The organism is Candidatus Binatus sp. (genome assembly GCF_030646925.1).
In the GTDB taxonomy this organism is placed as follows: Bacteria; Desulfobacterota; Binatia; order Binatales; family Binataceae; genus Binatus.
The window spans coordinates 1-24,193 of record NZ_JAUSKL010000058.1 but is presented as its reverse complement, the minus strand read 5'-3'; the positions used below and the strand labels follow the sequence as shown (position 1 = coordinate 24,193).

Sequence of the window (24,193 nt, the reverse complement as noted above, 5' to 3'; positions counted from 1 at the left end):
ATGACTATCTGCCGTCGGGAAATGGCTATAAGGTCCATTTGCTCTTAACGCAACTGAGTATTCCGTATCCCGATCGCGCAGGGATGAGCTGATTTCAGCGCCGCAGGTCCATCTGGTCGAGCTTGCGAATCACCCAATTCACGCGATCTTCGCCCCAAAATGGCTCGCCATCGACGACGAACGTCGGCACGCCGAACACCTTGTCGCGATCGGCCTCGGCGAAGCACGCATCCAGGTCGGCGCGCGCAGTCGAATCCGCATACTGAAGAAATTCCTCGGCGTCGAGACCGACGTCGGTGACGATCGCGGACATGGCGTCGCGGCTTTCGACATCGAGTTCGTGTTTCCAGAATCGCTCGAACACGCGATCTGAGTAATCGCGGAATTTTCCGTGATGCTCTGCAAACAAGCCGCCGTAGAATGCGAGCCGCGCGCTGTAAATCTTTTTCGGCGGATAGATGATCAATCTGCGTTCTTTCGCGATTCGACGTGCGTCGATATAAAGGTAGCGAACCTTGCGGCGGTCGGCGTCGGCGCGATCGAGCGGACCATATACCTTGCGGATGTTCACTCCGTACGGAATGAAGCGGACGCGCACGCGATGCGATCGTTCCAGATCGTAGGCGGGCTGAATCGCGAGATAGCTATATGGACTGGTATACGCGAAATATAGTTTGACTGAGTAATCGTCGGCGTTCATCGGATGCGATCGTTGTTTGCAACCAGGGCGAGAAAATCGGCGAGATGTATCGCCCGCGTCTTCGAGTTGCGGCGTTTGAGCTCGGCGGCGATTTGAAACTCGCAGCCTGGATTCGCGAGAACTACGTAATCGGCGCCGGTCGCAACTATATTGTCCACTTTGCGCCGGCCCAATTCGCGCGCCATCTCGGGTTCGGTCAGGTTGTAGCTTCCCGCCGAACCGCAACAGAGATCGGACTCAGTCAATTCGACGAGCCTGACGCCGGGAATCGATGCAAGCAATTTGCGAGGAGCTTCGCGAATGCCGAGTCCATGCGCGAGATGGCAGGCGTCATGGTACGTGACGGTGCATCTGAATTCGCGCACCGGCGTCCACTTTGCGGCGAGCAACAACGTGCTCAGATCTTTGACCTTGCCGGCCACGGCGCGCGCATCGGCGGCCAGTTCGGCATCGTGCTTCAGCAATTCGCCGTATTCCGCGATCGCGGTTGAACAGCCCGAGGCCGCCGAGACGATCGCGTCCGCGCCCGACCCTTTCAATGCGCGAACATTGGCGCGCGCGAACTCGAGTGCGCGAGCAGAATTGCCCGAATGAAGATCGAGCGCACCGCAACATACGGTTTCTTCCAGATGCTCGACTCGATAGCCGGCCGCCGCAAGCATCCGTTCGCTATTCAAATTCTCGGAATTGGCGAGCACCTGCGCGACGCATCCATGATGCACGACGACCGTAGGTGCGTTATCGGCAGATGCGACATGAAGGTCAGGCGCGAGCGGATGGCGGGCGCCGAGCGGCGGCAACAAATCGAGCCAGTCGCGGAACGAGCGCGGCAAGATGGCTCTCAGAGCCGGTCTCAATCCGAGACGATCGACGACTATCAGCGGCGCGAGCACCGCGCGCATCCGCGATGGGTACGGGAATATCGCGCTGACTGTGCTCCGCTTCAATCGATCGAAAACGCCGCGGCGATGATTGCGTTCGACGAATGCCCGCGCACCTTCGATTAACTGACCGTAGTGAACACCGGAAGGACAGGCCGTTTCGCAGCCGCGGCATCCGAGGCACAAATCGAGATGGCGCACCGCGTCGTCGTCGAGTTGCAGTTTTCCCTCGGCGAGCGACTTCATCAGGTAGATGCGGCCGCGCGGCGAATCCATCTCGCGCCGCGTCGCGACATAGGTCGGGCACGCCTCCGCGCACAGGCCGCAGTGCACGCAGTCGAATAGCAAGTCGTAATCGCAGACATCCCGCACGGGCTGCGAGTGAGAAGTCGGGGGTTCTTCCATCAGATTCCCCCGACGAAGCATTTGGGATTGAAAATGCCGGCCGGATCGAACGTGCTCTTCAGTTGGCGCATCAGCTTGAGCGCGCCTTCATTCGGCAGATCGAAGATTTCCAAATCGCCGCGAATCGATTCGGCCGCCGCGAGAATCCGCAGATGACCGCGTTCCGAATGTGCACTCTCGCGCCATCGAGCGACGATCTTGTGCGCCACAACGGAGGATGGCGCGGTCTCGACGAATATTTGCGCGACACCCGAGGCTGCATGCGCGCGGAACTCCGCATCGCAATACGCGAGCGCGCGTTCGAGGCCCGCGGGGCGAGTGGCAATCTGCGCCGCCAGCGGCCTCAAGCCAAAATCAAGATCGCGCAACGTTTCACAGCGCGCGAGCGCGGGTTGATCGTCGATAATCTCGATCGCGGCGCCGAGCAGTTCGCGAATTTTTTCTGCCTGGTAGCTGATTTCCTGCGCAGTTCCAGAGAAGCCAGCAACCAGCAGGAATTTTTGCGGCGCGTCGAATCGCGCGGCCAGCGAAGGACTAAGTACTTCGAGATGGCTCATCGGTAGCGCAAAATTCAGCGATGCCGCCGCGCTGAATGCGTCATTCGCGCGATCGTACGGCGCGATCGCGATGCAATACTCCGGCGGAATCGGCCGCACCTTGAACGTCGCTTCCGTGATTATTCCCAACGTGCCGAACGCACCGCCCATCACCTTCATCAAATCATAACCGGCGACATTTTTGACGACGCGACCGCCGCCATGAATCACTCGACCGCCGTGACCCACGAAGCGAATCCCGATCAACAGGTCGCGTGCGGCGCCTTCCGAGAGCCGCAGAGGTCCGGCGTGCGACGCGCTGATCAGGGAACCGAGCGTGGTCAATTGCGGACTGGCAGGATCGACCGGAAGACGCTGACGTGAAGGCGCGGCGACTGCATTGAAATTGCTGATAGTGAGGCCGGCCTCTGCGACAACCGTCATATCGTCGGGTTCATAGGCGACGATTCGCGCGAGTCGCTTCAGCGAGATGCCGAGCGCAACCGGCTCGCGCCGGATTTGCGACAAGGTACGCATCGCGCCGACGGCCGCCAGCGTAATCCGGTCGGATTCGCACATTCGCACGGCTTCGCAAATCTCCTCGACGCTGGCCGGTTCGAAGAGGACGCGCGCGGCGTTGGCTTCCAGAGCCGTCGGAACGCGCACGCGGTCGGCGCCGAACTGCGACTCGACGCGATGCGCGATTTCCTCGAAGTGATTGTCCGCTGACACGATTGCTGGATGCCGCCAGCCTAGATCGGCACCTGGCGCCGCGGCGTTGACACTTCGACGCAAGCGCCTGCCTCCGGAATGACTTTGCCCGGATTCGAACGGTTCATCGGATCAAACACGTGGCGCAATTCCGTCATCACCCGAAGATCGTCAGGAGAGAACAGCAGCGGCATCTCGCCGATTTTCTCGACGCCGATTCCGTGCTCGCCGGTCAAGCTCCCGCCCATCTCGATGCACGCCTTTAGAATGTCGCGGCCGGCGTCGATCGCGCGCTGCACCTGGCCGGGCTCGCGCTCGTCGTACAAAATCACCGGATGCAGATTGCCGTCGCCGGCGTGGAACACGTTGCCAATGCGAAGATCGTAGCGCCGGCTGACCGCCGTGATGACGCGCAGAATCTGCGGCAGGCAGGTGCGCGGCACAACTCCGTCCTGCGTCGCGTAATTCGGTGCGAGGCGCCCGACCGCGCCGAACGCGCGCTTGCGCGCCTTCCACAACAGCGCACGCTCCGCCTCGTCGCTCGCGAGCTTGACCGAGGTCGCGCCGCACGATTGCGTCATCTGGGCGACGGCGTCCGCGCTCGCGCTGAGTCCCGCTTCAAGGCCGTCGAGCTCGATAATCAGCACCGCGCCTGCGTCGGCAGGCAGCCCGACGTGGAACGCATCTTCGACCGCGCGGATGATCAGTTGATCCATCATTTCGAGCGCACCGGGCAGAATTCCTGACGCGATGATCATCGAGACCGCGCGCGTTGCGGTATCGACGTCGGGAAACGAGGCGAGCAGCGTGCGATGATTCTCCGGTTCGCGTGTAAGTCTAAGCGTTGCGCGCGCGACGATTCCCGTCGTGCCCTCGGCGCCGACCACCGCGCCGACCAGGTCGTAGCCGCATCGCTCTTCGGTAGGTCCGCCAAGCTCGACGATTTCGCCATCGGGCAACACGAGTTCGAGCGCGAGCACGTGATTCGTCGTCACGCCATTTTTAAGCGTATGCGGACCGCCGGAATTCTCGGCGATATTGCCGCCGATCGTGCATGCAACCTGCGACGACGGGTCGGGCGCGTAGAAGTAACCCCGCGCCTTCACCGCGTTGGTGACGTGCAGATTGACGACGCCGCTTTCGACTTCGACGCGCCGATTGTCGTAATCGATGCCGAGGATGCGATTCATCTTCGAGGTGCAGATCATCGCGGGCGCGTTGAGCGGCAGGCATCCACCGGACAGTCCGGTGCCGGCGCCGCGCGGGACGAAAGCGACATTACGCCGGCTGAGCGCCGCCATCACGGCGCTGAGTTGAGCGGTCGTGCTTGGCATCAGGAGAACGTCGGGCGAACTTTTTTCGACGGTCCATCCATCGCACTCGTAAACTTTCAACTCGGTTGCGCGCGAGACGATTGCTTCGCTGCCGAGAATCGCGCGCAGTTCTTCGAGCAAAGTTGGATCGATTGCGTTCATTTGGACTGCGCCCAGACTCTACCACGAACTCGGCCACAGAGTTGAAGCGTGCAAAATTCGACGGCGATGATCGATTCTATCGTTTTTCTAGTCGTGCGGGACGCGACATAATATCGAGCATAAAATTCGGCGCGAAATCTTGCTCTTCAGATGCGCGCGGCAACGACTCATCAAAATGGAGTAGTCATTTGGCGGATCAATTTCCAGAACTCAGGCCGGCGGCGCGCATCCTGCTCGGCCCCGGTCCCTCGAACGTTCATCCCCGCGTGATGAAAGCGATGGTGTCGCCGGTGGTCGGCCATCTCGATCCGGATTTCGTCAAGGTGATGGAGGACATCAAGCGCATGCTGCGCATCGTCTTCCGCACCAGCAACGAGATCACGTTTCCAGTGTCGGGCACCGGTTCCGCCGGGATGGAAACCGTGATGGCGAACCTGCTCGAGGACGGCGACGAAGCCGTGGTCGGCGTGCACGGCGCGTTCGGCAGCCGGCTCGCGGAAGTCGCGTCGAGGCTCGGCGCGAAGGTGCACAAGGTCGAGGCCGATTGGGGACGCATCATCGAGCCGGCGCAAATCGAAGCCGCGCTCAAGGCCGCGAAGAAACCAAAGCTGGTCGCGATCGTTCACGCTGAAACTTCGACCGGGATACATCAGCCGATCGAGGAAATATCCAAGCTGGCGCATCGCTACGGCGCGATGATGGCGATCGACGCGGTCACGTCGCTCGGATGCGTGCCGGTCGAAATCGATCAGTGGGAAATCGACGCTTGCTATAGCTGCACGCAGAAGGGCATCGGCGCGCCGCCGGGTCTCTCGCCGGTGACGTTCAGCGCGCGCGCGATGGCGGCGATCAAGCAGCGCAAGAGCAAGTGCCGCTCGTGGTACTTCGATGTCGGCTTGATCGAGCAATACTGGGGGCCGGACCGGCTCTACCATCATACGGCGCCGATCACGATGAACTACGCGTTGTACGAAGCGCTGCGCATCGTGATCGAAGAAGGACTGGAGAAGCGATGGCGGCGGCATCGCGCGAACGCGGCGGCATTTCAGGCGGGAGCGCGCGCGATGGGACTCGAACTCGCCGCGCAGGAAGGATATCGACTGCCGCAGCTATCGACGATCGCGGTGCCGGCCGGGATCGATGAAATGAAAGTGCGCGCGGAATTGTTGCGGCTGTTCAATATCGAGATCGCGGCGGGGCTTGGACCGCTCAAGGGCAAGATTTGGCGCGTCGGTTTGATGGGCGAAGGATCGCGGCGCGAAAACGTGATGCTGATCCTGAACGCGCTCGAGGAGATTCTCGGCTCGATGGGATTCGAGATCTCGCGCGGACGCGCGCTCTCCGCAGCGGACCGGGCATACGTCGCCGAAGGACTCGGCGCCGGCGAGCCACCCAGCGGAGACTGATCGCTCAACGCCGCGCGGCGACGCGCCTATTCCTCCGATTCGTCGTCGGCGCCGTTGCCGTTGCTGTATTCGTCGTCGCCTTCCAAGAGTTTTGCGACGGCGCGCACGCGTTCATCGCCCTCGAGCCGCACCATATGCACGCCCTGCGCGTTACGGCCGGTGATTCGCACGCCCTTCACGGCTAGACGAATCACTTTGCCGCTATCGGTGATCAGCATCATCTGATCGTCGATGCCGACCTGGCGCACGCTGATCACCGGGCCGGTTTTTTCGGTGACGTGCATGGTGATCACGCCTTTGCCGCCGCGATGAGTCAGACGGTAGTCCGAGGCGGGAGTGCGCTTGCCGTAGCCGAGTTCCGACATCGTGAGCAATGTTTCGTCATCGCGCACCGTGGACATCGAAACCACTTCGTCTTCGATCAGCGTGACGGTCTTGCCATCCTTGAGCGTGCGCGATTCCAGTTCCATCCCGCCCACGCCAGCGGTGGCGCGGCCCATCGGGCGCGCTTCTTCCTCCTTGAATCGAATCGCCTGGCCGTCGCGCGTGGACAATACGATCTGCTGATTGCCGTCCGTGATGCGCACGTCCACCAAGGTGTCGCCGTCTTCGAGGTTGATCGCGATGATCCCGTTGCGGCGGATATTCTCGTATTCGTCGAGCGCGGTCTTTTTCACGCGGCCGCGGCGCGTCGAGAAAAACACGAATTTGCCCTCGGACTCGCGCGGCGCCGGGATGAACGCGGCAAGTGTCTCGTCGTTAGCGAGGCTCAGCAGGTTCGCGATCGAGCGGCCCTTCGCGGCGCGCCCGCCCTCGGGCAGTTCGTAGGCCTTGAGCTGGTAAACCTTGCCCGCGCTGGTGAAGAACAGCAGGCGGTCGTGGGTCGAGACGCGCTCGAGATGTTCGACGAAATCTTCTTCGGTCGTGGTTGCGCCGATCTTGCCGCGCCCGCCGCGTTTCTGCGTGCGATAGAGCGAGAGTGGCGTGCGCTTGATGTACCCGCCGTGCGTGATAGTGACGAGGTTGTCTTCTTCTACAATCAAATCCTCGATCGAAAAATCACCTTCGGCTTCGACGATCTGGGTGCGGCGCGCATCGCCGAATTCTTTCTTGATGTCTTCAAGCTCGCCGGCGATTAGCTTGAGCAGCTCTTTTTCATCCGAGAGGATTTTTTTGAGCCGCCCGATCAGCGCGACCGTTTCCTTGTGCTCGGTCTCGATCTTGTCGCGCTCGAGCGAAGTCAGCCGGCGGAGCGTCAAATCGAGGATCGCCTGCGCCTGAATCTGCGTCAGCGAGAATTGCCCCATCAGGCCCGAGCGCGCCGTCTCCGCATCCTTGGATTTGCGAATCAGCGCGATCACGGCGTCGAGATTTATGAGCGCGATCAGCAGCCCGTCGAGGATGTGGAGGCGCGCCTCCGCTTCCTTCAATTCAAAGCGCGTGCGCCGCGTGAGCACGATTTTGCGATGCTCGAGAAACGCCTGCAGCATCTGCAGGAGATTCATCTCCTTCGGCCGGCCTTCGTGAATCCCGAGCAGGATGATGCCGTAGCTCTGCTGCATCTGCGTCAGCTTGTAGAGCTGATTCAGCACGATGCGCGGCTCCGCGTCGCGCTTGAGCTCGATCACGATTCGCATCCCATCGCGATCGGATTCGTCGCGCAGATCGCTGATGCCCTCGATACGCTTGTCGTTCACCAGCTCGGCCATCCGCTCGATCAGCCGGGCCTTGTTCACCTGGTACGGAATCTCGCGCACGATGATCGAGGCGCGCGAACTGCGCTTGTCGGTTTCGATCGCGGCCAGCGCCCGCATGATGAGCGAGCCGCGCCCCGTCAGATAGGCCTGGCGAATCGACGCCTTGCCGAGCAACTGCCCGCCAGTCGGAAAATCGGGACCGGGAATGATGTCGAGAATTTCCTCGAGCGTGACGCTCGGCTTCTCGATTAGCTTGGCCAACGCGTCGATAACTTCGGTCAGGTTGTGCGGCGGAATGTTGGTCGCCATCCCGACCGCGATACCATCGGAGCCGTTGACCAGCAGATTCGGAAACTGCGACGGCAAAATATCGGGCTCGAGAAAAGACCCGTCGTAATTATCGACGAAATCGACGGTGTCCTTGTCGATATCGGCCAGCATTCGCTCGGCCAGTCGCGTCAACCGGCATTCGGTGTATCGATACGCAGCCGGCGGATCGCCATCGACGGAGCCGAAATTTCCCTGGCCATCGATCAGCGGATAACGCAGGCTGAACGGCTGCGCCATCCGGACCAGCGCGTCGTACACCGACATGTCACCGTGCGGATGATAATGCTTCAGCACTTCGCCGACGACGCCCGCGCACTTCGAGTAGCGCCGATTGGCGAGCAATCCCTCGCGGAACATCGCGTACAGAATCCGGCGATGCACCGGCTTCAGGCCGTCACGAATTTGCGGCAGCGCGCGCCCGATATTCACCGACATCGCGTAGTCCAGATAGGACTGCCGCATGTCGTCTTCGATATTTAAGAGCGTCGGTTCGTTGCGATGGGGTTCGGTACCGTTGGGTTCAGCCATTTACTTGAGACCTGCGCGCCGGATGGCGCGCGGATGGAAAACGTTGGCGGCCTTCACGATCGATCAGATGTCGAGGGTGCGAGTGTTGAGTGCATTTTCCTCGATGAAAAGGCGGCGCGGCTCTACCTGATCGCCCATCAACTTCGAGAAAGTTTCCTCGGCTTCTTCGCGCGATGAAATCTGCATTTTGAGCATCGAGCGCGTTTCCGGATTCATCGTGGTCGCCCACAGTTGCTCCGGATTCATCTCGCCGAGTCCTTTGTAGCGCTGAATTTCGACGCCCTTGTTGCCCGCCGCGAGCACTGCGTCGGCCATCGCCTTGGTCGTCTCGGCGGTTGACTGCGTCTCGCCGATTTTCAAATTGTAAGGCGCCTTGATCGTTTCGAGTTCGGGGCCGACGCGGCGAATCTCGCGCAATTCGCCAGACCGCAGCAGCGTCAGATCGACGATGGTCGGCGGCCTGGCGCCATTCTGCGTATGCGTGAACACGGCGCGGAAATGCGCCTCACCGTCGGGCTCGATACGATAGATCAGGTTGGCGTCCTTCGATTCCTTGTGAATCGCCGCGGCCATTTGCTCCGCAGCTTTTTCCGACTCGAAGCTCTCGTCGGTGATCGTTTTGTCGTTCGCCAGCGTCGCCAGCGCGGCCACAATTGGGCGTTCCTTCGAGCGGCGCTCAAGTCCCTCATACATCCGTTCGAGATAGAGCGCCTTGCGGACCAGCGCCTTCAACGGGGCGCCTTTGTATTCGCGCGCATCCTTGCCCTTGCCCGCTTCGAGCGTGACGGCCTCCGATCCAAGGTCGGTGAGATAATCTTCGAGCGCCGCTTCGTCCTTGAGATAGCGCTCGTTCTTGCCCTTCTTCGCGCGGAACAGCGGCGGCTGCGCGACGTAGAGATATCCATTTTCGATAATCTCGATAAACTGCCGGAAGAAGAACGTCAGCCACAGCGTCCGGATGTGCGATCCGTCCACGTCGGCGTCGGTCATGATCACAATCTTGTGATAGCGCAGCTTGCTCAGATCTTTTTCGTTCGCGACTCCCATCCCGAGCGCGGAAATCAACACCCGCAGCTTCTCCGACGAGAGCACCTTGTCGATCCGCGCGCGCTCGACGTTCAGCACTTTGCCGAATAGCGGCAGGATTGCCTGCGTCCGCCGATCGCGCGCACCCTTGGCCGAACCGCCTGCCGAATCGCCCTCGACGATGAACAGCTCGGCGCGCGCGGGGTCGCGCTCCTGGCAATCCGCGAGCTTGCCCGGCAACGATCCCGAATCGAGCGCACCTTTGCGCCGGACCAGCTCCTTCGCCTTGCGGGCCGCCTCGCGCGCCGTGGCGGCTTCGATCGCTCGCGCCACGATCCGTTTGGCGACCGGTGGAGTTTTCTCCAGGTACTCGCCGAGCTTTTCGTTGACCAGCCCCGAGACGATTCCCTCGACTTCCGAGTTGCCGAGCTTGGTCTTGGTCTGGCCTTCGAACTGCGGATTGCCGAGCTTGATGCTTACGATCGCGGCGAGACCTTCGCGCGTATCGTCGCCCTCGAGCCGCATGTCCTTGTTCTTGAATAGATTGTTCTTGGTTGCGTAAATGTTGATGGTGCGCGTCAGCGCGGATTTGAATCCCGACAGATGGGTCCCGCCTTCGCCGGTGTGAATATTGTTCGCGTAGGTAAAGATCACCTCGTGCACCGCGTCGGTCCATTGCAGCGCCACTTCGACATCGACGTTGTCGCGCACGCCCTTGAAGAAGATCACGTCGTGCAGCGGTTCGTTATTCTTGGTCAGCGTCGCGACGTATTCCGCGATACCGCCCTCGAAGTGAAATTCCTCGATCTTGCGATTCGGCTCGTCGGTGAGTTTGATTCTGAGGCCGGCGTTCAGATACGCCATCTCGCGCAGATAGCGCGCGATGACTTCGTATTTGAATTTGATCTCCGGAAAAATCTTCGGGTCGGGCGAAAACGTGGTTTTGGTGCCGGTCTTCTTCGTCGCGCCGCGCTCCTCGACCTTCATCATCGGAATTCCGCGCTCGTAGCGCTGGAAATAGATCTTGCCGTTCTTGTGAACTTCGACTTCGAATTCTTCGCTGAGCGCATTGACGACTGACGCGCCGACGCCGTGCAATCCGCCGGAAACCTTATACGCGCCACTCTCGAATTTGCCGCCCGCGTGAAGCACCGTATGCACCACCTCGAGCGCCGAGCGCTTTTCCGTGGGATGCATATCGACCGGGATACCGCGCCCATTGTCTTCGACCGAGAGGCGGCTATCGCTCAAAATTACGACGTCGATTTCGCTGCAAAAGCCGGCCAGCGTTTCGTCAACGGAGTTATCGACGATCTCGGTGACCAGGTGATGAAGCCCGCGTTCGGCGGTGTCGCCGATATACATTCCAGGGCGTTTGCGAACCGCTTCGAGTCCTTCGAGAACCTTGATGGACTCGGCGCCATAGCCGTCAGAAATAACTTTGTTTGTCATAGAAAAAGGGCGAGTGACCAGTACCTCAACGCATCGCAGCCACCAAAAACTATTCTACGCGTTTGAGGGGCAGAAGTAAAGGAAGTGATTCGATGTTTTGAGAAATATCAAACGTCGGTTTAGCAACTTGCCTATGGATAAAATCTCTCAATTTCCTAAAAGTTTTCCGACCCGCGGGGAGTCCGCTTGACCGGCACTTAAGTGCCGACCCGATGCACGAATATAGAACGATATTTGACCGTTTCGACTATTCGCGAAAGTCTGTCCTTTTCCTACTACCAACAGCGCGTAGCGCGCATCTTCTAGATTGCGATTCGGCCCTGCGACCCGAAGTCGGCTTCGCGTGCGACGGGAAGCGCCCTTCGACAAAGCCTCAGGGTAAACTCCACCCGTGAGGGGTTTCGCACTCTTATCTTCCCCGCGTTGGCAGCCGCCAACGCTCACATGCAAGCGCGCTCGATACCGTCGAAAAACTGCCACCACATGTCGAGCGATCGCTCGACTGCCGACCAGACTTTCGCGCGCTCGACCTCGCTGAGCGGAGCATGGCTCAGGATATTGTCGCCGACGTCGCTGTGATCGCGATCAGCGATTTCATGCACGTCGAAAAAAGCGACCTGCTCGTGCGACAGTCCGTAATACTTTTCGAGAGCGCGCGCGAATGGCGCGAAGTTGCCAGGCACCTGTCCTTCCGCCGCGATACTGATCGCGCCGATTCCTTCGGCGAACGAGCGGTCCTTGGTCGATAGTTCGAACCAATCGATCAGCGCCGCGGTCGAAGGCAGCGCCTTGCCGTGGATCATGTCGTCGCGGCTGAGTCCGAGTCCGAGTCCGAGGCGGATGAACAATTCGGGATGAGGCGCGCTGCCGGAAATTTTGCCGGTCTCTTCTTCGTACAAGCTTTCGGCGAGTTTGACGCGCTCTTCCGAATTGAAGCACCGCGAATGCAACGCGCTGAGCGCCCGCGGAAATTCGCGCACTTGCAGAAAAAACTGGGTCGCGAAGACGCACATGCCCGCCTGCGACACCTTGCCGTCGGCGATCTGCAGCCACAGCGGATGGCGTCCGAAAGAGCGCCGCTCTTTCACCTTGGCGAAAATCTCGCGCACGAATCCGTCGCTAATCGCGGACATCGGCATCACCTCGTCCTGAAAGATTACCGCGTCAGCGGCTTCTCGACGCTATAAAAACTGCGCGAGATTGTGAAGCGAATCGACCGAATCAATTTACCTGGCGGAGCGCCGTGAAAAGCTCGCGCGGCCCCACGTAGCCAACCTTGCGCTGGCGCACCTTGCCCGCCGAATCGATCAGCAGCGTGGTCGGCACGCCCTGGATATCGAATTGGTTGATCACCGCGTCGTTAGCCTGATCCTGCGCGGTCAGATTCGCCTTCATGCGGACGAACCGATGCGCCTCGCGCACCACCAGCGGATCGATGTAGGTCGAGTTCTCCATCTCGCGGCACGGGATACACCAGTCGGCGCTGAAATCGATCAGGACCGGTTTGCGCTGCTGCGCTGCCGATGCGACCAGGCCGACATTGAAGGGCTCGAAGCGGAGCGATTCGCGCGCCGGCCGCGGATACAGGAGCATCAGCAAGGCGCCGACAGACGCGATCCCGAGCGCGCTGCGAATCACGAAAAACGGACGCCAGCTTTTTCCAGCCGGTGAAATGAAACCAAGGAAGATTCCGGCGCCCGCCGCATAGTACGGCAGCAGGCGCGTCATCAGATGATTCGGCGCGACCGGATCGAGAAAATAAATCGCGAGCCCGATCAGCACGAAGCCGAACAACTGTTCGATCCATGCGAGCCACTCACCCGACCGCGGCAATCGGCGGATACTGCCGGCGGCCAGTGCGAGCCCGACGTACGGCACGCCGAGCCCGATCGCAAGCGTGAAGAACAGCGCGAAGCCGAAAAACGCGCTGCCGCTCCGCTCGACCATCAACAGCAAGCCAAGCACGATCGGTCCGATACAGGGCGCGGCAACGACGCCCATGCCGAGTCCCATCAGCATCGCGCCGGCGTACCCCGGACGCGCGACGCCCGCGCTCTGCATCATCCATTGGGGCGGTTGCAGCGCGAACCAGCCGAAGCTCGACGCGGCGAGCATCAGCAGAATCGACGCGAGCGCCATCAGCACGAACGGATTTTGCATCGCGGCGCCGAACAGTCCGCCCGAGAGCGCGACCGCCACACCGACCGACGAGAACATCAGCGCGATCCCGAGCACGAAGAGTATCGCCAGAATAAGCACGCGGCGCGGGCCGCCGCCCTGATTGCCGAAGTACGCGATCGTCACGCCAATCAGCGGATAGACGCACGGCGTCAGGTTGAGCGCGAGGCCGCCGAGGAACACCGCGATGAATCCGAGTATCCAGCCGCGATCGAAGACGTGCTCGAGCGCGCTACCCGATCGATCGTCGCCGCGAAGACCGCGTGCCCTGACGCCCGACGCGCCCACCCCATCGATCGCGCCCGCGATGCGCGCTGTCGCGAGCGGCACAGTGGTGCTCACTGACGCGGGTCGCAGGCATTGCGTGTTGTTGCATCCCTGGTACTGGATCTTGACGGTGATCACGTCGCCGGGCTTCGGCGCGAAATCCGCGCCCGCCTTGAGCGGAACTTCCAGCTTGATATCGCCGCTGAAGACCGCGAGTTTGTCGCCCGGCGCGAATTCCAGCGCCAGCGTCTGCGCCGGCGGATACTTGACCGCTCCCGCCGCGACTGTGACCGGCGAATTCAGCTCCAACTTGGTCGGAATATAGTCTTCACTGAGTGGCTTGTCCGAGTTGATATGCCAGCCATCGATAACCTGCGCCGCGACCTTCAATGTGCTGGCGCCGCCGGGCTTGAGCGACGGCTCGATCGACGCGGACGTAATCTTGACAAGTTCATTTGCCTTGGGCCCCGCGAATGCGACCGACGCGGCGATCAGCAAAATCATCAAAATTAGTGATGCGGAAGCCACCCCGCCGATCGACGAACGAATTCGCAGTAGGGACGATTTGGTTCGCAGCGCTGAAATTTCGCGGGTCATCATCAATGGAACAACTGGTCGGCGCGGGCAGTTCCGTCCAGCGCGATCGCGGCTATTTGGCGGCGGCACCTTGCTTGGTGCTGGTCGAGAGCGGCACCGAACCGACGATCTCGAGGCCATAGCCGGGCAAATTGGCCAGCCGCGGAGTCGCGTCCGACATCATGATCATTTTGCGGACGCCGACGTCGCGCAGAATCTGAGCGCCGATTCCGTAGTCGCGGAAAAGCGCCTCCTGCAAATTGGAGCGGCTCGCCGAGCGCCGCGCCGATCGCGGCTCTTCGAGATCGGACGCGATCCCGCTCGACTCGCGCTTCAGGTAGAGCAGCACGCCTTCACCCGCCGCCGCGATACGCTCCATCGCCGATCGCAGCAGGCTCCGCGTGTTGCGCGCGCTGTAGCCGAAAACGTCGCCCGGCAGATACTCGCGATGCGCCCGCACCAACGTCGGCTTGCCCGGATCGATCTTGCCCATCACCAGCACCAGATGCTCGGTGTAATCGACCAGGTTGCGGTAGACGATCGCGGAGAACTCGCCGAACGCCGTCGGCAGCTTTGCTTCCGCAATTCGATGCACCATCGTTTCGTTGCGGAGCCGATATTCGATGATATCCGCGACGGTGACGAGCTTCAGTCCATGCTGGCGCGAGAATTCGACCAGGTCATCGCGCCGCGCCATCGTGCCGTCGTCTTTCAGAATTTCGCAGATGACGCCGGCCGGCTTGAGCCCCGCGAGCCGCGCGAGATCGACTGCGCCCTCGGTTTGCCCGGTGCGCACCAGCACGCCGCCGTCACGCGCGCGAAGCGGATAGACGTAGCCTGGCGTGATGAACTCCGAACCGTGCGCGTCTTCGCGCACCGCTTGCAGAATCGTAACTGCGCGATCCTGCGCCGAAATTCCGGAACCCGCAGCGCGCCGCGCCGTGATCGCGGTCGTGAATGCCGTGCCGAGCGGCGCCTGGTTGTCGCCAACCATCATGCTGAGCCCGAGGCGATCGATCCGCTCGGCCGACATCGGCAGGCAGATCAATCCGCGCCCGAACTTCGCCATGAAATTGATCGCTTCGGCGGTGACCTTCTCGGCCGCCATGCAGAGGTCGCCTTCGTTCTCGCGCTGCTCGTCGTCCATCAGGACGATCATGTGGCCGCGGCGGGTTTCCTCGAGCGCTTCCTCGATCGAGATGAACGGCGCGCGCGGTTTTCTGCGGGGATCTATCTCACCGAACATGATGTGATTCGCTCGTCAGAAGGTTCTGCGACCTGAACCGTATCGTATGGCAATTTTACACTGCGCGCCAAACGCAATCGAATTCCATCGAGGGAGCACCCGCAGAAACTGAAGCGTTGATTTTAGCCATCGTGCTAGGCTCTTGACGATGCCGAATCGGATCACAACCGCGATCCTGCTGGCGGCTGGCCGCGGCTCGCGCCTTGGCGATCTGACCGCATCTTCACCGAAGCCGATGCTCGATATCGCCGGCGCGCCGCTGATTTCGCGCATCGTCGATGCGCTCGCCACCGCGGAGGTGACGCGCTTCATCGTCGTGACGGGATATTTGCACGCGCAAGTCGAAGATTGGGCGAAGATGCGCACCGGTCAGAATCCCGGCCTGAAAATTGAGACGGTGCGACAACTGCAACTCGACGGCACTGGCGGCGCGATGCTCGCCGTACGCGATCTGGTCAGCACAGAAGCGCGGTTCGTGTTCGGCTGGGGCGACATCCTGATGGACTCCGCCAACTATCCGCGCTTCCTCGACGGCGCCCGAAGCGAAGAATACGACCTGGTGCTCGCGGTGAATCGCGTCAAGGATCCATATCGCGGCGCCGCCGTGTATCTGAGCGAATCGATGCGCGTCGAAAAACTCGTCGAGAAACCGCCGCGCGGAACTTCGCAAACGAATTGGAACAACGCCGGCCTGTTCGCCTCGGGAAGCATCATCTTCGATTACATCGACAGACTTGCGCCGTCGCCACGCGGCGAACTCGAACTGCCGGGCGCGATCGCACAGATGATCGAAGACGGCCGCGTCGTGCGCGCGATCAATACCCCCGGCTTCTGGAGCGATATCGGGACGCCGCAGGAGCTTGCGATCGCGCGAACGAGGTTCAAGCCGAAGGCCGCGACGCGCCAGTCGAGCAATTTATGAACTCGACGGCCGAAGCCTGGAACGATCGCGAGTTGCAACGTGCCGCGACGCTGGCGAAACACGTGCGATCTATCGTCGGCGCCGATTCGCGCATCTTTGCCGCGCGCGCGCCCGGCCGCGTCAATCTGATCGGCGAGCACACCGATTACAGCGGCCTGCCGGTTCTGCCGATCGCGATCGATCGCTCGACGATTGTCGTCGCCGCAGCGAACTCTGATCGCGAAATCGCGTTGTCGAATCTCGATCCGGCGTGGCCTTCGCGCCGCTTCCCAATCTCAAAAAATATCGAGCCCTATCCGACCGGCGATTGGGCCAACTACGTCAAGGCGGCCGTGCAAGGCGTGATCGATCACTTTGCCACGCGCGGGCACGCCGTCGATCGCATGCTCGGTGCGACGATGCTCGTCGATGGGCGCGTGCCGCCTGCGGCGGGGCTCTCGTCGTCGGCAGCATTGACTGTGTCGGCCGCGATGGCCTTCATGGCGATCAACAATCTTCAACTCGACGGTATCGACGCCGCCACGATGGTCGCGCGCAGCGAATGGTACGTCGGCACGCGCGCGGGCGGGATGGACCAGGCGGCCTCGATTCTTGGCCGCCGCGATCACGCGACGTTCATCGAGTTCGAGCCGTTGCGCGTCTATCCAGTGCCGATTCCCGCGGACGCGGCGATCATCGTCGCCGACAGCCGGCAGATTGCCGACAAATCCGGCACGGTTCGCGCCGAGTACAATCGGCGCGTCGTCGAATGCGCGATCGCGGCGCGAATCCTCGGGCGAGCACTGAAGCTCGACAACGTCAGAATCCTCGGCGACGTGATTCGAAACTTCGAGCGCTGGAATTCGCGCGACCTGCTGCGAGTGCTGGAATCGAACGCGCCCGCGCGGCTCGGCGCCGATCTGAATGAAGCGGCGGCGATCCTCGACGAATCGCGCTCGGCGCTCGAGAATGACGTGCTCGGTGTCGGAGCTAATCGAATTGCGCTCGATTCAAATCGTCCGCTTGAAATCCTGCGCCGCACCCGCCACGTGCTCAGCGAAACCGAACGCGTGATGCTCGCGGTCGAAGCGCTCAAGTCCGGACGGCTCCGCGAGATGGGCGACCTGATGAACGAGTCGCATCGCAGTCTCGCCGAGGATTTCGAGTGCAGCACCGCGCAACTCGATCGCCTGGTTGAATGCGCGCGACGCGGCGGCGCGTTAGGCGCGCGGCTCACCGGCGCCGGCTTCGGCGGCTCAATCGTGGCGCTGTGCGAAAGTTCAACCGCCGCTCGCGTGGTCGATAGGCTCAGACAAGAATACTACGCGAATCTCGCCGACAGCCTTCCATTTGAGGAATCGTGCGCGGTGCTCCACGCCGGCGACGGCGCGAGCACGATCGAACTCGCCGCTGCTTGAAATTTCACAAACCGCTCAGGTACGCGTCGCGCGAATGATGCGCGCGGAGTGCGGCGGCAGATCGATTTCGTCGAACACCGCGCTTTCACCGCCCGACAAATCGATCGCGATTGCGTCGTCGATGCCGAGCCTCAAATCCGACATCCGCACTTGCGCCGGCGAATCGCCGCGATTCAGCAGCATCGCGATCGCGCCGTGCGGCAATCGCTTGATGAGGCCGCGCACGTCGCTGATGGACATCAGGTCGAGCGGGAGTACCGGCGCGCGCGCCGCGTCGGAATCGATCTCGCGGCTGATTTCGGCGGCCGTGCGAAACAGTTGCGCCGCCCCACTTTCGAGTAGCGCCATGTCGTCGGAGATCAGCAGCATCCCGCCGCTCGCCGCGATCATCGCGCACAGCGCCGCGCGTTCGTCCGCGGTGAGTTTGGTCTCGCGCGCACGCAGCATCAGGCAATCGGGATCGTTGAGCCAGAGTTTTCGATGCATGAAGCTGCGCGCGATGATCGCGTCGAGCGCATACACCGTCGATGGATCGCCCGCGCCGCTCGCCGTCGAACCCCAGAATGGCGACACGTCGGGGCCGACGCGCATCCCATCGACAATGCCGATTGCCTGCCCCAGCGGACAGCCGCATCCGAGGATGAGTGCGTCGTCGCCGGCGCCGGCGCGAATCGCCTCGAGACCGCGTCTCAAGGTTTCGCCGCGCGTGAGATCCTGATCGTGGCGGCGGCCGTCGGCTGCGGCGGCGTAGAGAAAATCGAGCTTCAGATATGAGTAACCGAAGTCGCGCGTAAGCTTTGCGAACACGCGTTCCAGATGCGCGCAAAACGCCGGATTGCTCGGGTCGAGCGCGTACGCATACGCGTCGTCGCTCGTCGTCCAGTTCGGATTGTATCCCGCGCGCATCGGCTCGCCGGTCGTTTCGTGAACGATGAACCAATCGGGATGCTGCTTCATCACGCGCGAATCGCGCGCGGCGAGAAACGGCGCGGTCCAGATGCCGGGTCTAAATCCTGCCGCGTGAATTTCCGCCGCGATTTTTTTGAGCCCGCTCGGAAACTTGCTGTTGGTCGTATCCCAATCGCCGAGCGCTGACTGAAAGCCGTCGTCGAGCTGAACTATGTCGATCGGAAAATCCGCGCGCATCGATTCGAGCGATTTGAGATTCGCGCGCAACGCATCTTCGGTGATGCCGTGAAAATAGTGGTACCAGGAACACCATCCACGCTGATGCGGCGCCGTGATTCGCGCATCCATCCGGCGTCCGATCGCATCGGCCCATCGCGCCGCCAGACGCGATGCCGATTCAGAACTCTCGACGATGATGAGCGGCTCGATCTCGCGATGAGAATGCGGCCGGAGTGCGACGCCATCCAGGATTGCGCGAGCGATTGCCACATCCGGTGAGGAAACCGTGATCGTCGTGAGCGCGGTCGCGGCGCCAATGAATCCCACCATCACGCGCCGCGACGAATTCGCGCTCTCGACAATCGTGAATAGCTCCGAAGTGTGAGCCTCGGGAAATTCCGGCGGTCGCACCGCCTCGCTCTGATGATTGACGCGCGCGATGTGGCTCGACGCGTCGCGCCGATGCGTTCGAGAGCCGCTCACTTCAACTGCGCCGGAGCCGCTCCACGATTGATAGCCGTGCTTGAAGAATCGCGCGGGCGAATTCCGCTCAAATCCAGTCGCAACCTCGATCACCACATTGACCAGCCGAATCGGTTGGTCGCCGTGATTCGCGACCGACGCGCGAACGATCGCTCCGCCTAACGCATGTTCGATGCGTGCAGAGATCTCAATCCAATCGAGCGCGGTTGAAAATTCGCGCTGGCCGGCAGGCACCGCGAGAGCGTGCGTGCGAGCAGACCCGTCGGCATCGACATAGTTCAGCTTGATGCGTTCGACGGCCATCGCGTCCAGCGTTGCAAAGACCGGTTGCGGCGGCAACTACTCGATTGAACGCATCGGCTCTGGCAAACTACAAAAGTTCCAACATCGAGGAGTGATCGCAATCGACACCGTGCCGGAGATTGAGGCCGCCGAGGCCGACGAAGCTGCCAGCGATCTATCCGATCGCGGATGGACTGGCCGGCTGACCGCGTTCCGCTCGCTGCGTCATCGGAACTTCAGGCTGTTTTTCGGCGGGCAACTAATCTCGCTGATTGGCACCTGGATGCAGTCCGTCGCGCAAGCGTGGCTCGTCCTGAAACTCACCAACTCGTCGCTGATGCTCGGCGTCGTCTCCTTCGCGAGCTACATGCCGATCGTGCTTGTTGCGCTGTTCGCGGGCGTCGTGGTCGATCACGTGGATCGCCGCCGCCTGATAATCGGCGCGCAGGTCCTATTGATGATCAGCGCATTCATCTTGGCGGGGCTCACGTGGGCGGGCGCGGCGCGAGTCGAGTACGTCATCATTCTGGCGGCGCTGAATGGACTGGTTAGTTCATTCGATATGCCCGGACGGCAGGCGTTCGTGGTCGAGATGGTCGGGCGCGAGGACCTGCCGAACGCGATCGCGATTAACTCGATGATCTTCAACGGCGCGCGGATGGTCGGTCCCGCCGTCGCGGGACTGTCGATCGCAGTGATCGGCGTCACCGGATGCTTTTTCCTGAACGGACTGTCATTCATCGCGGTGATTTGGAGCCTGTTGCAGATGGATTTGCCGCGCCGCGAACGCCGCCAGTTCGGCGCAACGATGATGCGCCAGGTGCGGCTCGGGCTCAGCTATGTTTGGCGTCATCGCCCGACGCTCTGGCTGCTCATCCTGGTCGCGATCAACATGGGATTCGGGATGCAATACACCGTGCTGATCCCGATGTTCGCGCGCGACCTGCTGCATAGCGGCGTTCGCGGCTACGGCTTTCTGATGGCAGCGCAAGGCCTCGGCGCGGTCGCCAGCGCGGTCGTCATGAATTCGCGCTCGAGTGCGCCAAAAGCTCTGCGGCAAAACCTGGTGTTCGGAATTTTCTGCATGGCGATCTCAGTCGCCGCGTTCGGTTTTTCGCGCTGGATGGCGCTCTCGCTGATCGCGCAGATGTTCATCGGCGCCGGCCTGATGAATCACATGGTGACGACCAACACGCTCTTGCAACTATTCGTGTCGGACGAACTGCGCGGCCGCGTGATGAGTATCTACACGCTGTCGTTTATCGGCACGGCGCCGGTGGGCAGCCTCGCGGTCGGATTCATCGGCGAGCATTTCAATCCGCGCTCCGCAGTTTATTTCTGCGCGATATTTTCGCTCCTCTGCGGATTCCTGCTGCTCACGAAACTGAAACTGATCGCAAGCGCGCAGGAAGAACCCGAGTTGGCCAACGCCTGAGCGCGCCGCAGCATTTTATTCAGCGCGGCGTCGGCGGACGCGTCGATCAAGTCCGCTCCGCGATGTTGCGAAGCAGCCGCGCATAGCTCTCAGCCGGCCAGAATTCCTTGAGATCGTGGCTCGAGTTGCCGAAGGACGGTCCCGCGTTCGAAGCGATGTACGATGCCTCTGGCTCCTTCTCGACGAGAGCAAAAACCGCACGCGGCGTTGGTGCTCGATGCAATCGTGAGGCAATCGCGCCAAGGCCCATCGCCACTACCTGCGCCAGACTCAAAAGTGAATTGATCTCTCGCTGCTCCCGTCATCATGAGCGGAGGCTGCCGCTCTTTCCCTCGCCCGTTATGTTACGGGAGAGGAGGCCGAGTCGCTCTCAAGCGACGAGGTAGGTGAGGGTGCCGGATCGCGCGTCACTGCACCGCGCACGATATTGATCCTCATCATCTTGAGGGCCTGTGAACTTTTCGTACTGAGTGCTTTCCCCATTTTTGTCATTCTCAGGCGAAGGTTGCGCAGCCGAAGAATCCCGGATCCTTTTCCTATTACCTCGCCGGTTACGCTCTTGCGCGGGCGCGGGACGCTCTCCGATAATCGCGTTGCCGTGAATCAGAAGCGCAAGCGAGCAGCGGAGAGATCGAACGACGTCAGCGTGTCGCTGCGCGCGCTGCCTTCGATCGACGAATGCCTTCGTGCGGCGGCGGCGCGGCCGGCACTCGCGGGACTCAAGCGCGAGTACGTGAAACTGATGGTGAATCGCGCGCTCTCTGAGATGCGCAGCGCAATGCTTGGCGGCACTGCGAATACCGGCAGCGATCGCGGCGCGATTATCGAAGCAGTCGCGGCGGCAGTTGAGACTTCGATCGCCGCGGATCTCCCGTCTTTGCGGCCAGTGGTGAACGCCACCGGAGTAATACTCCACACCAATCTCGGCCGCGCGATCCTGGCCGAGACGGCGATCGATGCGATCGCGGAAGCGGCGCGCTCGGCGGTTAACCTCGAGTACGATCTCGAAACCGGTGGACGCGGCGATCGCGATTCGCTGGTCGAGGATGAATTGTGCGCGCTGACCGGTGCGGAAGCCGCTACGATCGTGAACAACAACGCGGCCGCAGTCGTGCTCGCGCTGAACTCGCTCGCGGAAGGGCGCGAAGTAATCGTTTCGCGCGGCGAGCTGATCGAAATCGGCGGGTCGTTTCGATTGCCCGACGTGATGGTGAAAAGCGGCGCGCGGCTTAAGGAAGTCGGCACCACCAACCGGACTCATCCGAGCGACTTCGCCGACGCGATCGGCGCCGACACCGCCTTGCTACTCAAGGTTCATCCGTCGAACTATCGCGTGGTCGGGTTCACCAGCGACGTGACGCTCGCGCAACTGGTCGAGATTGGGCGCGAGCGCGGAATCGAGGTGATGGAGGATCTCGGCTCGGGCGCGCTGATCGATTTGAGCGAGTTCGGCCTGCCGCGCGAGCCGATTGTCAGCGAACGGGTCACGACCGGCGCCGGCGTCGTCACGTTTTCGGGCGACAAGCTGCTCGGCGGACCGCAAGCCGGCGTGATCGTCGGCAAGCGCGCGCTGATCGATCGAATCAAACGCAATCCGCTGAAGCGGGCGCTGAGATGCGACAAGCTGACGCTCGCCGCGCTGTCGGCGACGTTGCGGCTTTATTTGCGCGCGGAGAATCTCAGCTCGGAACTCCCAACCCTGAAATTTCTCGGCCGCAGTATCGGCGAGATTCGCGCAATCGCGCCGCGCGCGCGTGAAATTCTGGCCGAGCGCCTCGGCGCCGAGTTCACAATTGCGATCGTCGAATCGAAGTCGGCGGTGGGCTCGGGTGCGATGCCGGAAGAGGAACTGCCAAGCGTCGCGCTCAGCGTGACTCATCGCGAGCGAAGCGCGGATTCGATCGCCGCGATGTTTCGCCGCGCGAGAATAATCGGGCGCATCGCCGAGGACGCGTTTTTGCTCGATTTGCGGACGGTGGAAGATCCGGCCGTTTTCGCCGTATTGTACGATTCGGTCTAGGCTCCATTTCAAGCGGCGGCCCGGCGTCCGGGTCCCCGGCAACTGCGCGAAGCGATTCGCGCCGAGGAGAACGTCATGCCCGACAAGACGTACAAGATCATTGAAGTGGTCGGCGTTTCAGACAAGAGCATCCACGAGGCGGTGCGCAACGCGATCGCCAAGGCCAGGCAGACGCTGCGCAATATCGATTGGTTCGAGGTCGGGCAGGTTCGCGGCGCGGTGGGTAAGGGCGGCGAAATCGATTTTCAGGTCGAAGTGCGAATCGGATTCCGGCTCGAGGGTGATGCGGTGAGCTGAGTCCGGCTCAACCGACATTCTCGGATTGCCATCAGGCGTTAGTCATTTGCATTCGCACAACCTTATCGAGCGTGAGATGAAATGAAATTCGCGACATTTCTGTTCCAGACGGCGCCGGCCAGTCTCGCCGCGATTGCGCGCAAGGCCGAAGAGCTGAATTTCGAATCGCTGTGGATTCCCGAGCATATCGTGCTGCCGGTCAAGTATCGGTCGCCGTATCCGTATGCCTCGAGCGGACGGATGCCCGCGCCGCCGGAGACTCCGCTGCACGATCCGATGCTGGCGCTGGCGTACGTCGCCGGTATCACGACGCGGGTGCGGCTCGCGACCGGAATCTACGTGCTGCCGATTCGCAACGCATTCGCCACCGCCAAGGCGGTCGCGAGTCTCGACGTACTTTCCGGCGGGCGGTTTATCTTTGGAATCGGAATCGGCTGGCTCGAGGAAGAGTTCGAGACGGTCGGGATGAACTTCAAGGATCGGGCGCTGCGCACGCGCGAGTACGTCGCGCTGATGAAGGAACTGTGGACCAAAGAAGATCCGGTCTATCACGGCAAAACGATTAGCGTGGAAGGGATCAGGTTCATGCCAAAGCCGGTCCAGAAACCTCATCCGCCGATCGTGCTCGGCGGTCATACCGAGCCGTCGCTCAAGCGGGCCGCGAATATCGGCGACGGCTGGTACGGGATCGCCGAGAGTATCGCGGAGATGCGCACAACGATCGCGCGACTCCGCGAGCATGAGCGGGCGGCGGCGCGCGCGACGCCGCTCGAGCTGACGGTGAGTCCGCGCCTCGGCGAGCCGTTGAAGCTCGA

At 61.6% G+C, this 24,193-nt stretch carries 18 protein-coding genes; 8 read left to right on the top strand and 10 right to left on the bottom strand.

Going from position 1 to position 24,193, the window contains the following annotated elements:
• Window positions 1–94: 94 nt before the first annotated feature.
• The 4 genes from Q7S58_RS08945 to Q7S58_RS08930 are packed head-to-tail and all read right to left on the bottom strand — an operon-like array spanning window position 95 to window position 4,708.
• Entirely contained in the window at window positions 95–700 is a 606-nt protein-coding gene (locus tag Q7S58_RS08945; RefSeq protein ID WP_304823743.1) for a 2-hydroxychromene-2-carboxylate isomerase, read from the bottom strand.
• The gene (locus Q7S58_RS08940; protein ID WP_304823739.1) at window positions 697–1,986 is read right to left on the bottom strand and encodes a (Fe-S)-binding protein; all 1,290 of its coding nucleotides are present in this window, start codon (window positions 1,984–1,986) and stop codon (window positions 697–699) included. The genes Q7S58_RS08945 and Q7S58_RS08940 overlap by 4 nt, the downstream gene beginning before the upstream one ends.
• Window positions 1,986–3,254, bottom strand: a complete 1,269-nt coding sequence (locus Q7S58_RS08935; RefSeq protein WP_304823736.1) for an FAD-binding oxidoreductase — start codon at window positions 3,252–3,254, stop codon at window positions 1,986–1,988. Before Q7S58_RS08935 ends, Q7S58_RS08940 begins: the two co-directional genes overlap by 1 nt.
• A gap of 20 nt (window positions 3,255–3,274) precedes the next feature.
• The gene (locus Q7S58_RS08930; RefSeq protein WP_304823733.1) at window positions 3,275–4,708 is read right to left on the bottom strand and encodes an FAD-binding oxidoreductase; all 1,434 of its coding nucleotides are present in this window, start codon (window positions 4,706–4,708) and stop codon (window positions 3,275–3,277) included.
• Window positions 4,709–4,896: 188 nt separating this feature from the next.
• Here Q7S58_RS08930 and Q7S58_RS08925 point away from each other — a divergent pair, with 188 nt between their 5' ends.
• Window positions 4,897–6,114: an alanine--glyoxylate aminotransferase family protein gene (locus Q7S58_RS08925; protein ID WP_304823728.1), complete on the top strand. Its 1,218-nt coding sequence runs from the start codon at window positions 4,897–4,899 to the stop codon at window positions 6,112–6,114.
• Between the two features lie 26 nt (window positions 6,115–6,140).
• Here the strand turns inward: Q7S58_RS08925 and gyrA are convergent, their stop codons facing one another.
• The 5 genes from gyrA to ribB all read right to left on the bottom strand — a co-directional run bounded on the left by gyrA (window position 6,141) and on the right by ribB (window position 15,414).
• Window positions 6,141–8,669, bottom strand: coding sequence for a DNA gyrase subunit A (gyrA, locus tag Q7S58_RS08920; RefSeq protein WP_304823724.1), 2,529 nt, complete (start codon window positions 8,667–8,669; stop codon window positions 6,141–6,143).
• 63 nt (window positions 8,670–8,732) lie between these two features.
• A complete protein-coding gene (gene gyrB / locus Q7S58_RS08915; protein ID WP_304823721.1) occupies window positions 8,733–11,147 on the bottom strand; it encodes a DNA topoisomerase (ATP-hydrolyzing) subunit B in 2,415 nt (804 codons plus the stop codon).
• 440 nt (window positions 11,148–11,587) lie between these two features.
• Window positions 11,588–12,280, bottom strand: coding sequence for a TenA family transcriptional regulator (locus Q7S58_RS08910; RefSeq protein ID WP_304823718.1), 693 nt, complete (start codon window positions 12,278–12,280; stop codon window positions 11,588–11,590).
• Between the two features lie 88 nt (window positions 12,281–12,368).
• Window positions 12,369–14,096 (bottom strand): cytochrome c biogenesis protein CcdA, encoded by a 1,728-nt coding sequence (locus tag Q7S58_RS08905; protein WP_304823715.1) that lies wholly within the window; start codon window positions 14,094–14,096, stop codon window positions 12,369–12,371.
• 145 nt (window positions 14,097–14,241) lie between these two features.
• Window positions 14,242–15,414, bottom strand: coding sequence for a 3,4-dihydroxy-2-butanone-4-phosphate synthase (ribB, locus tag Q7S58_RS08900; RefSeq protein ID WP_304823712.1), 1,173 nt, complete (start codon window positions 15,412–15,414; stop codon window positions 14,242–14,244).
• A gap of 148 nt (window positions 15,415–15,562) precedes the next feature.
• Between ribB and Q7S58_RS08895 the strand changes: the two genes are divergently transcribed.
• Window positions 15,563–16,336, top strand: coding sequence for a nucleotidyltransferase family protein (locus Q7S58_RS08895; RefSeq protein WP_304823709.1), 774 nt, complete (start codon window positions 15,563–15,565; stop codon window positions 16,334–16,336).
• Window positions 16,333–17,733 carry a galactokinase gene (gene galK, locus Q7S58_RS08890; protein WP_304823704.1) on the top strand — a complete coding sequence of 467 codons (1,401 nt, stop codon included), beginning with the start codon at window positions 16,333–16,335 and terminating at the stop codon, window positions 17,731–17,733. Before Q7S58_RS08895 ends, galK begins: the two co-directional genes overlap by 4 nt.
• A gap of 15 nt (window positions 17,734–17,748) precedes the next feature.
• Here the strand turns inward: galK and Q7S58_RS08885 are convergent, their stop codons facing one another.
• Entirely contained in the window at window positions 17,749–19,647 is a 1,899-nt protein-coding gene (locus tag Q7S58_RS08885; RefSeq protein ID WP_304823701.1) for a glycoside hydrolase family 36 protein, read from the bottom strand.
• A 91-nt stretch (window positions 19,648–19,738) separates the two neighbouring features.
• Here Q7S58_RS08885 and Q7S58_RS08880 point away from each other — a divergent pair, with 91 nt between their 5' ends.
• The 5 genes from Q7S58_RS08880 to Q7S58_RS08860 all read left to right on the top strand — a co-directional run.
• The gene (locus tag Q7S58_RS08880; RefSeq protein WP_304823697.1) at window positions 19,739–21,061 is read left to right on the top strand and encodes an MFS transporter; all 1,323 of its coding nucleotides are present in this window, start codon (window positions 19,739–19,741) and stop codon (window positions 21,059–21,061) included.
• 115 nt (window positions 21,062–21,176) lie between these two features.
• The gene (locus Q7S58_RS22140) at window positions 21,177–21,290 is read left to right on the top strand and encodes a CGNR zinc finger domain-containing protein (RefSeq protein ID WP_370655490.1); all 114 of its coding nucleotides are present in this window, start codon (window positions 21,177–21,179) and stop codon (window positions 21,288–21,290) included.
• Between the two features lie 369 nt (window positions 21,291–21,659).
• Window positions 21,660–23,081, top strand: a complete 1,422-nt coding sequence (gene selA, locus Q7S58_RS08870; RefSeq protein ID WP_304823691.1) for an L-seryl-tRNA(Sec) selenium transferase — start codon at window positions 21,660–21,662, stop codon at window positions 23,079–23,081.
• Window positions 23,082–23,156: 75 nt separating this feature from the next.
• Window positions 23,157–23,378 carry a dodecin gene (locus Q7S58_RS08865; protein ID WP_304823688.1) on the top strand — a complete coding sequence of 74 codons (222 nt, stop codon included), beginning with the start codon at window positions 23,157–23,159 and terminating at the stop codon, window positions 23,376–23,378.
• Between the two features lie 81 nt (window positions 23,379–23,459).
• The coding region (locus Q7S58_RS08860) for an LLM class F420-dependent oxidoreductase (RefSeq protein ID WP_304823684.1) at window positions 23,460–24,193 on the top strand (734 nt) is incomplete at its 3' end.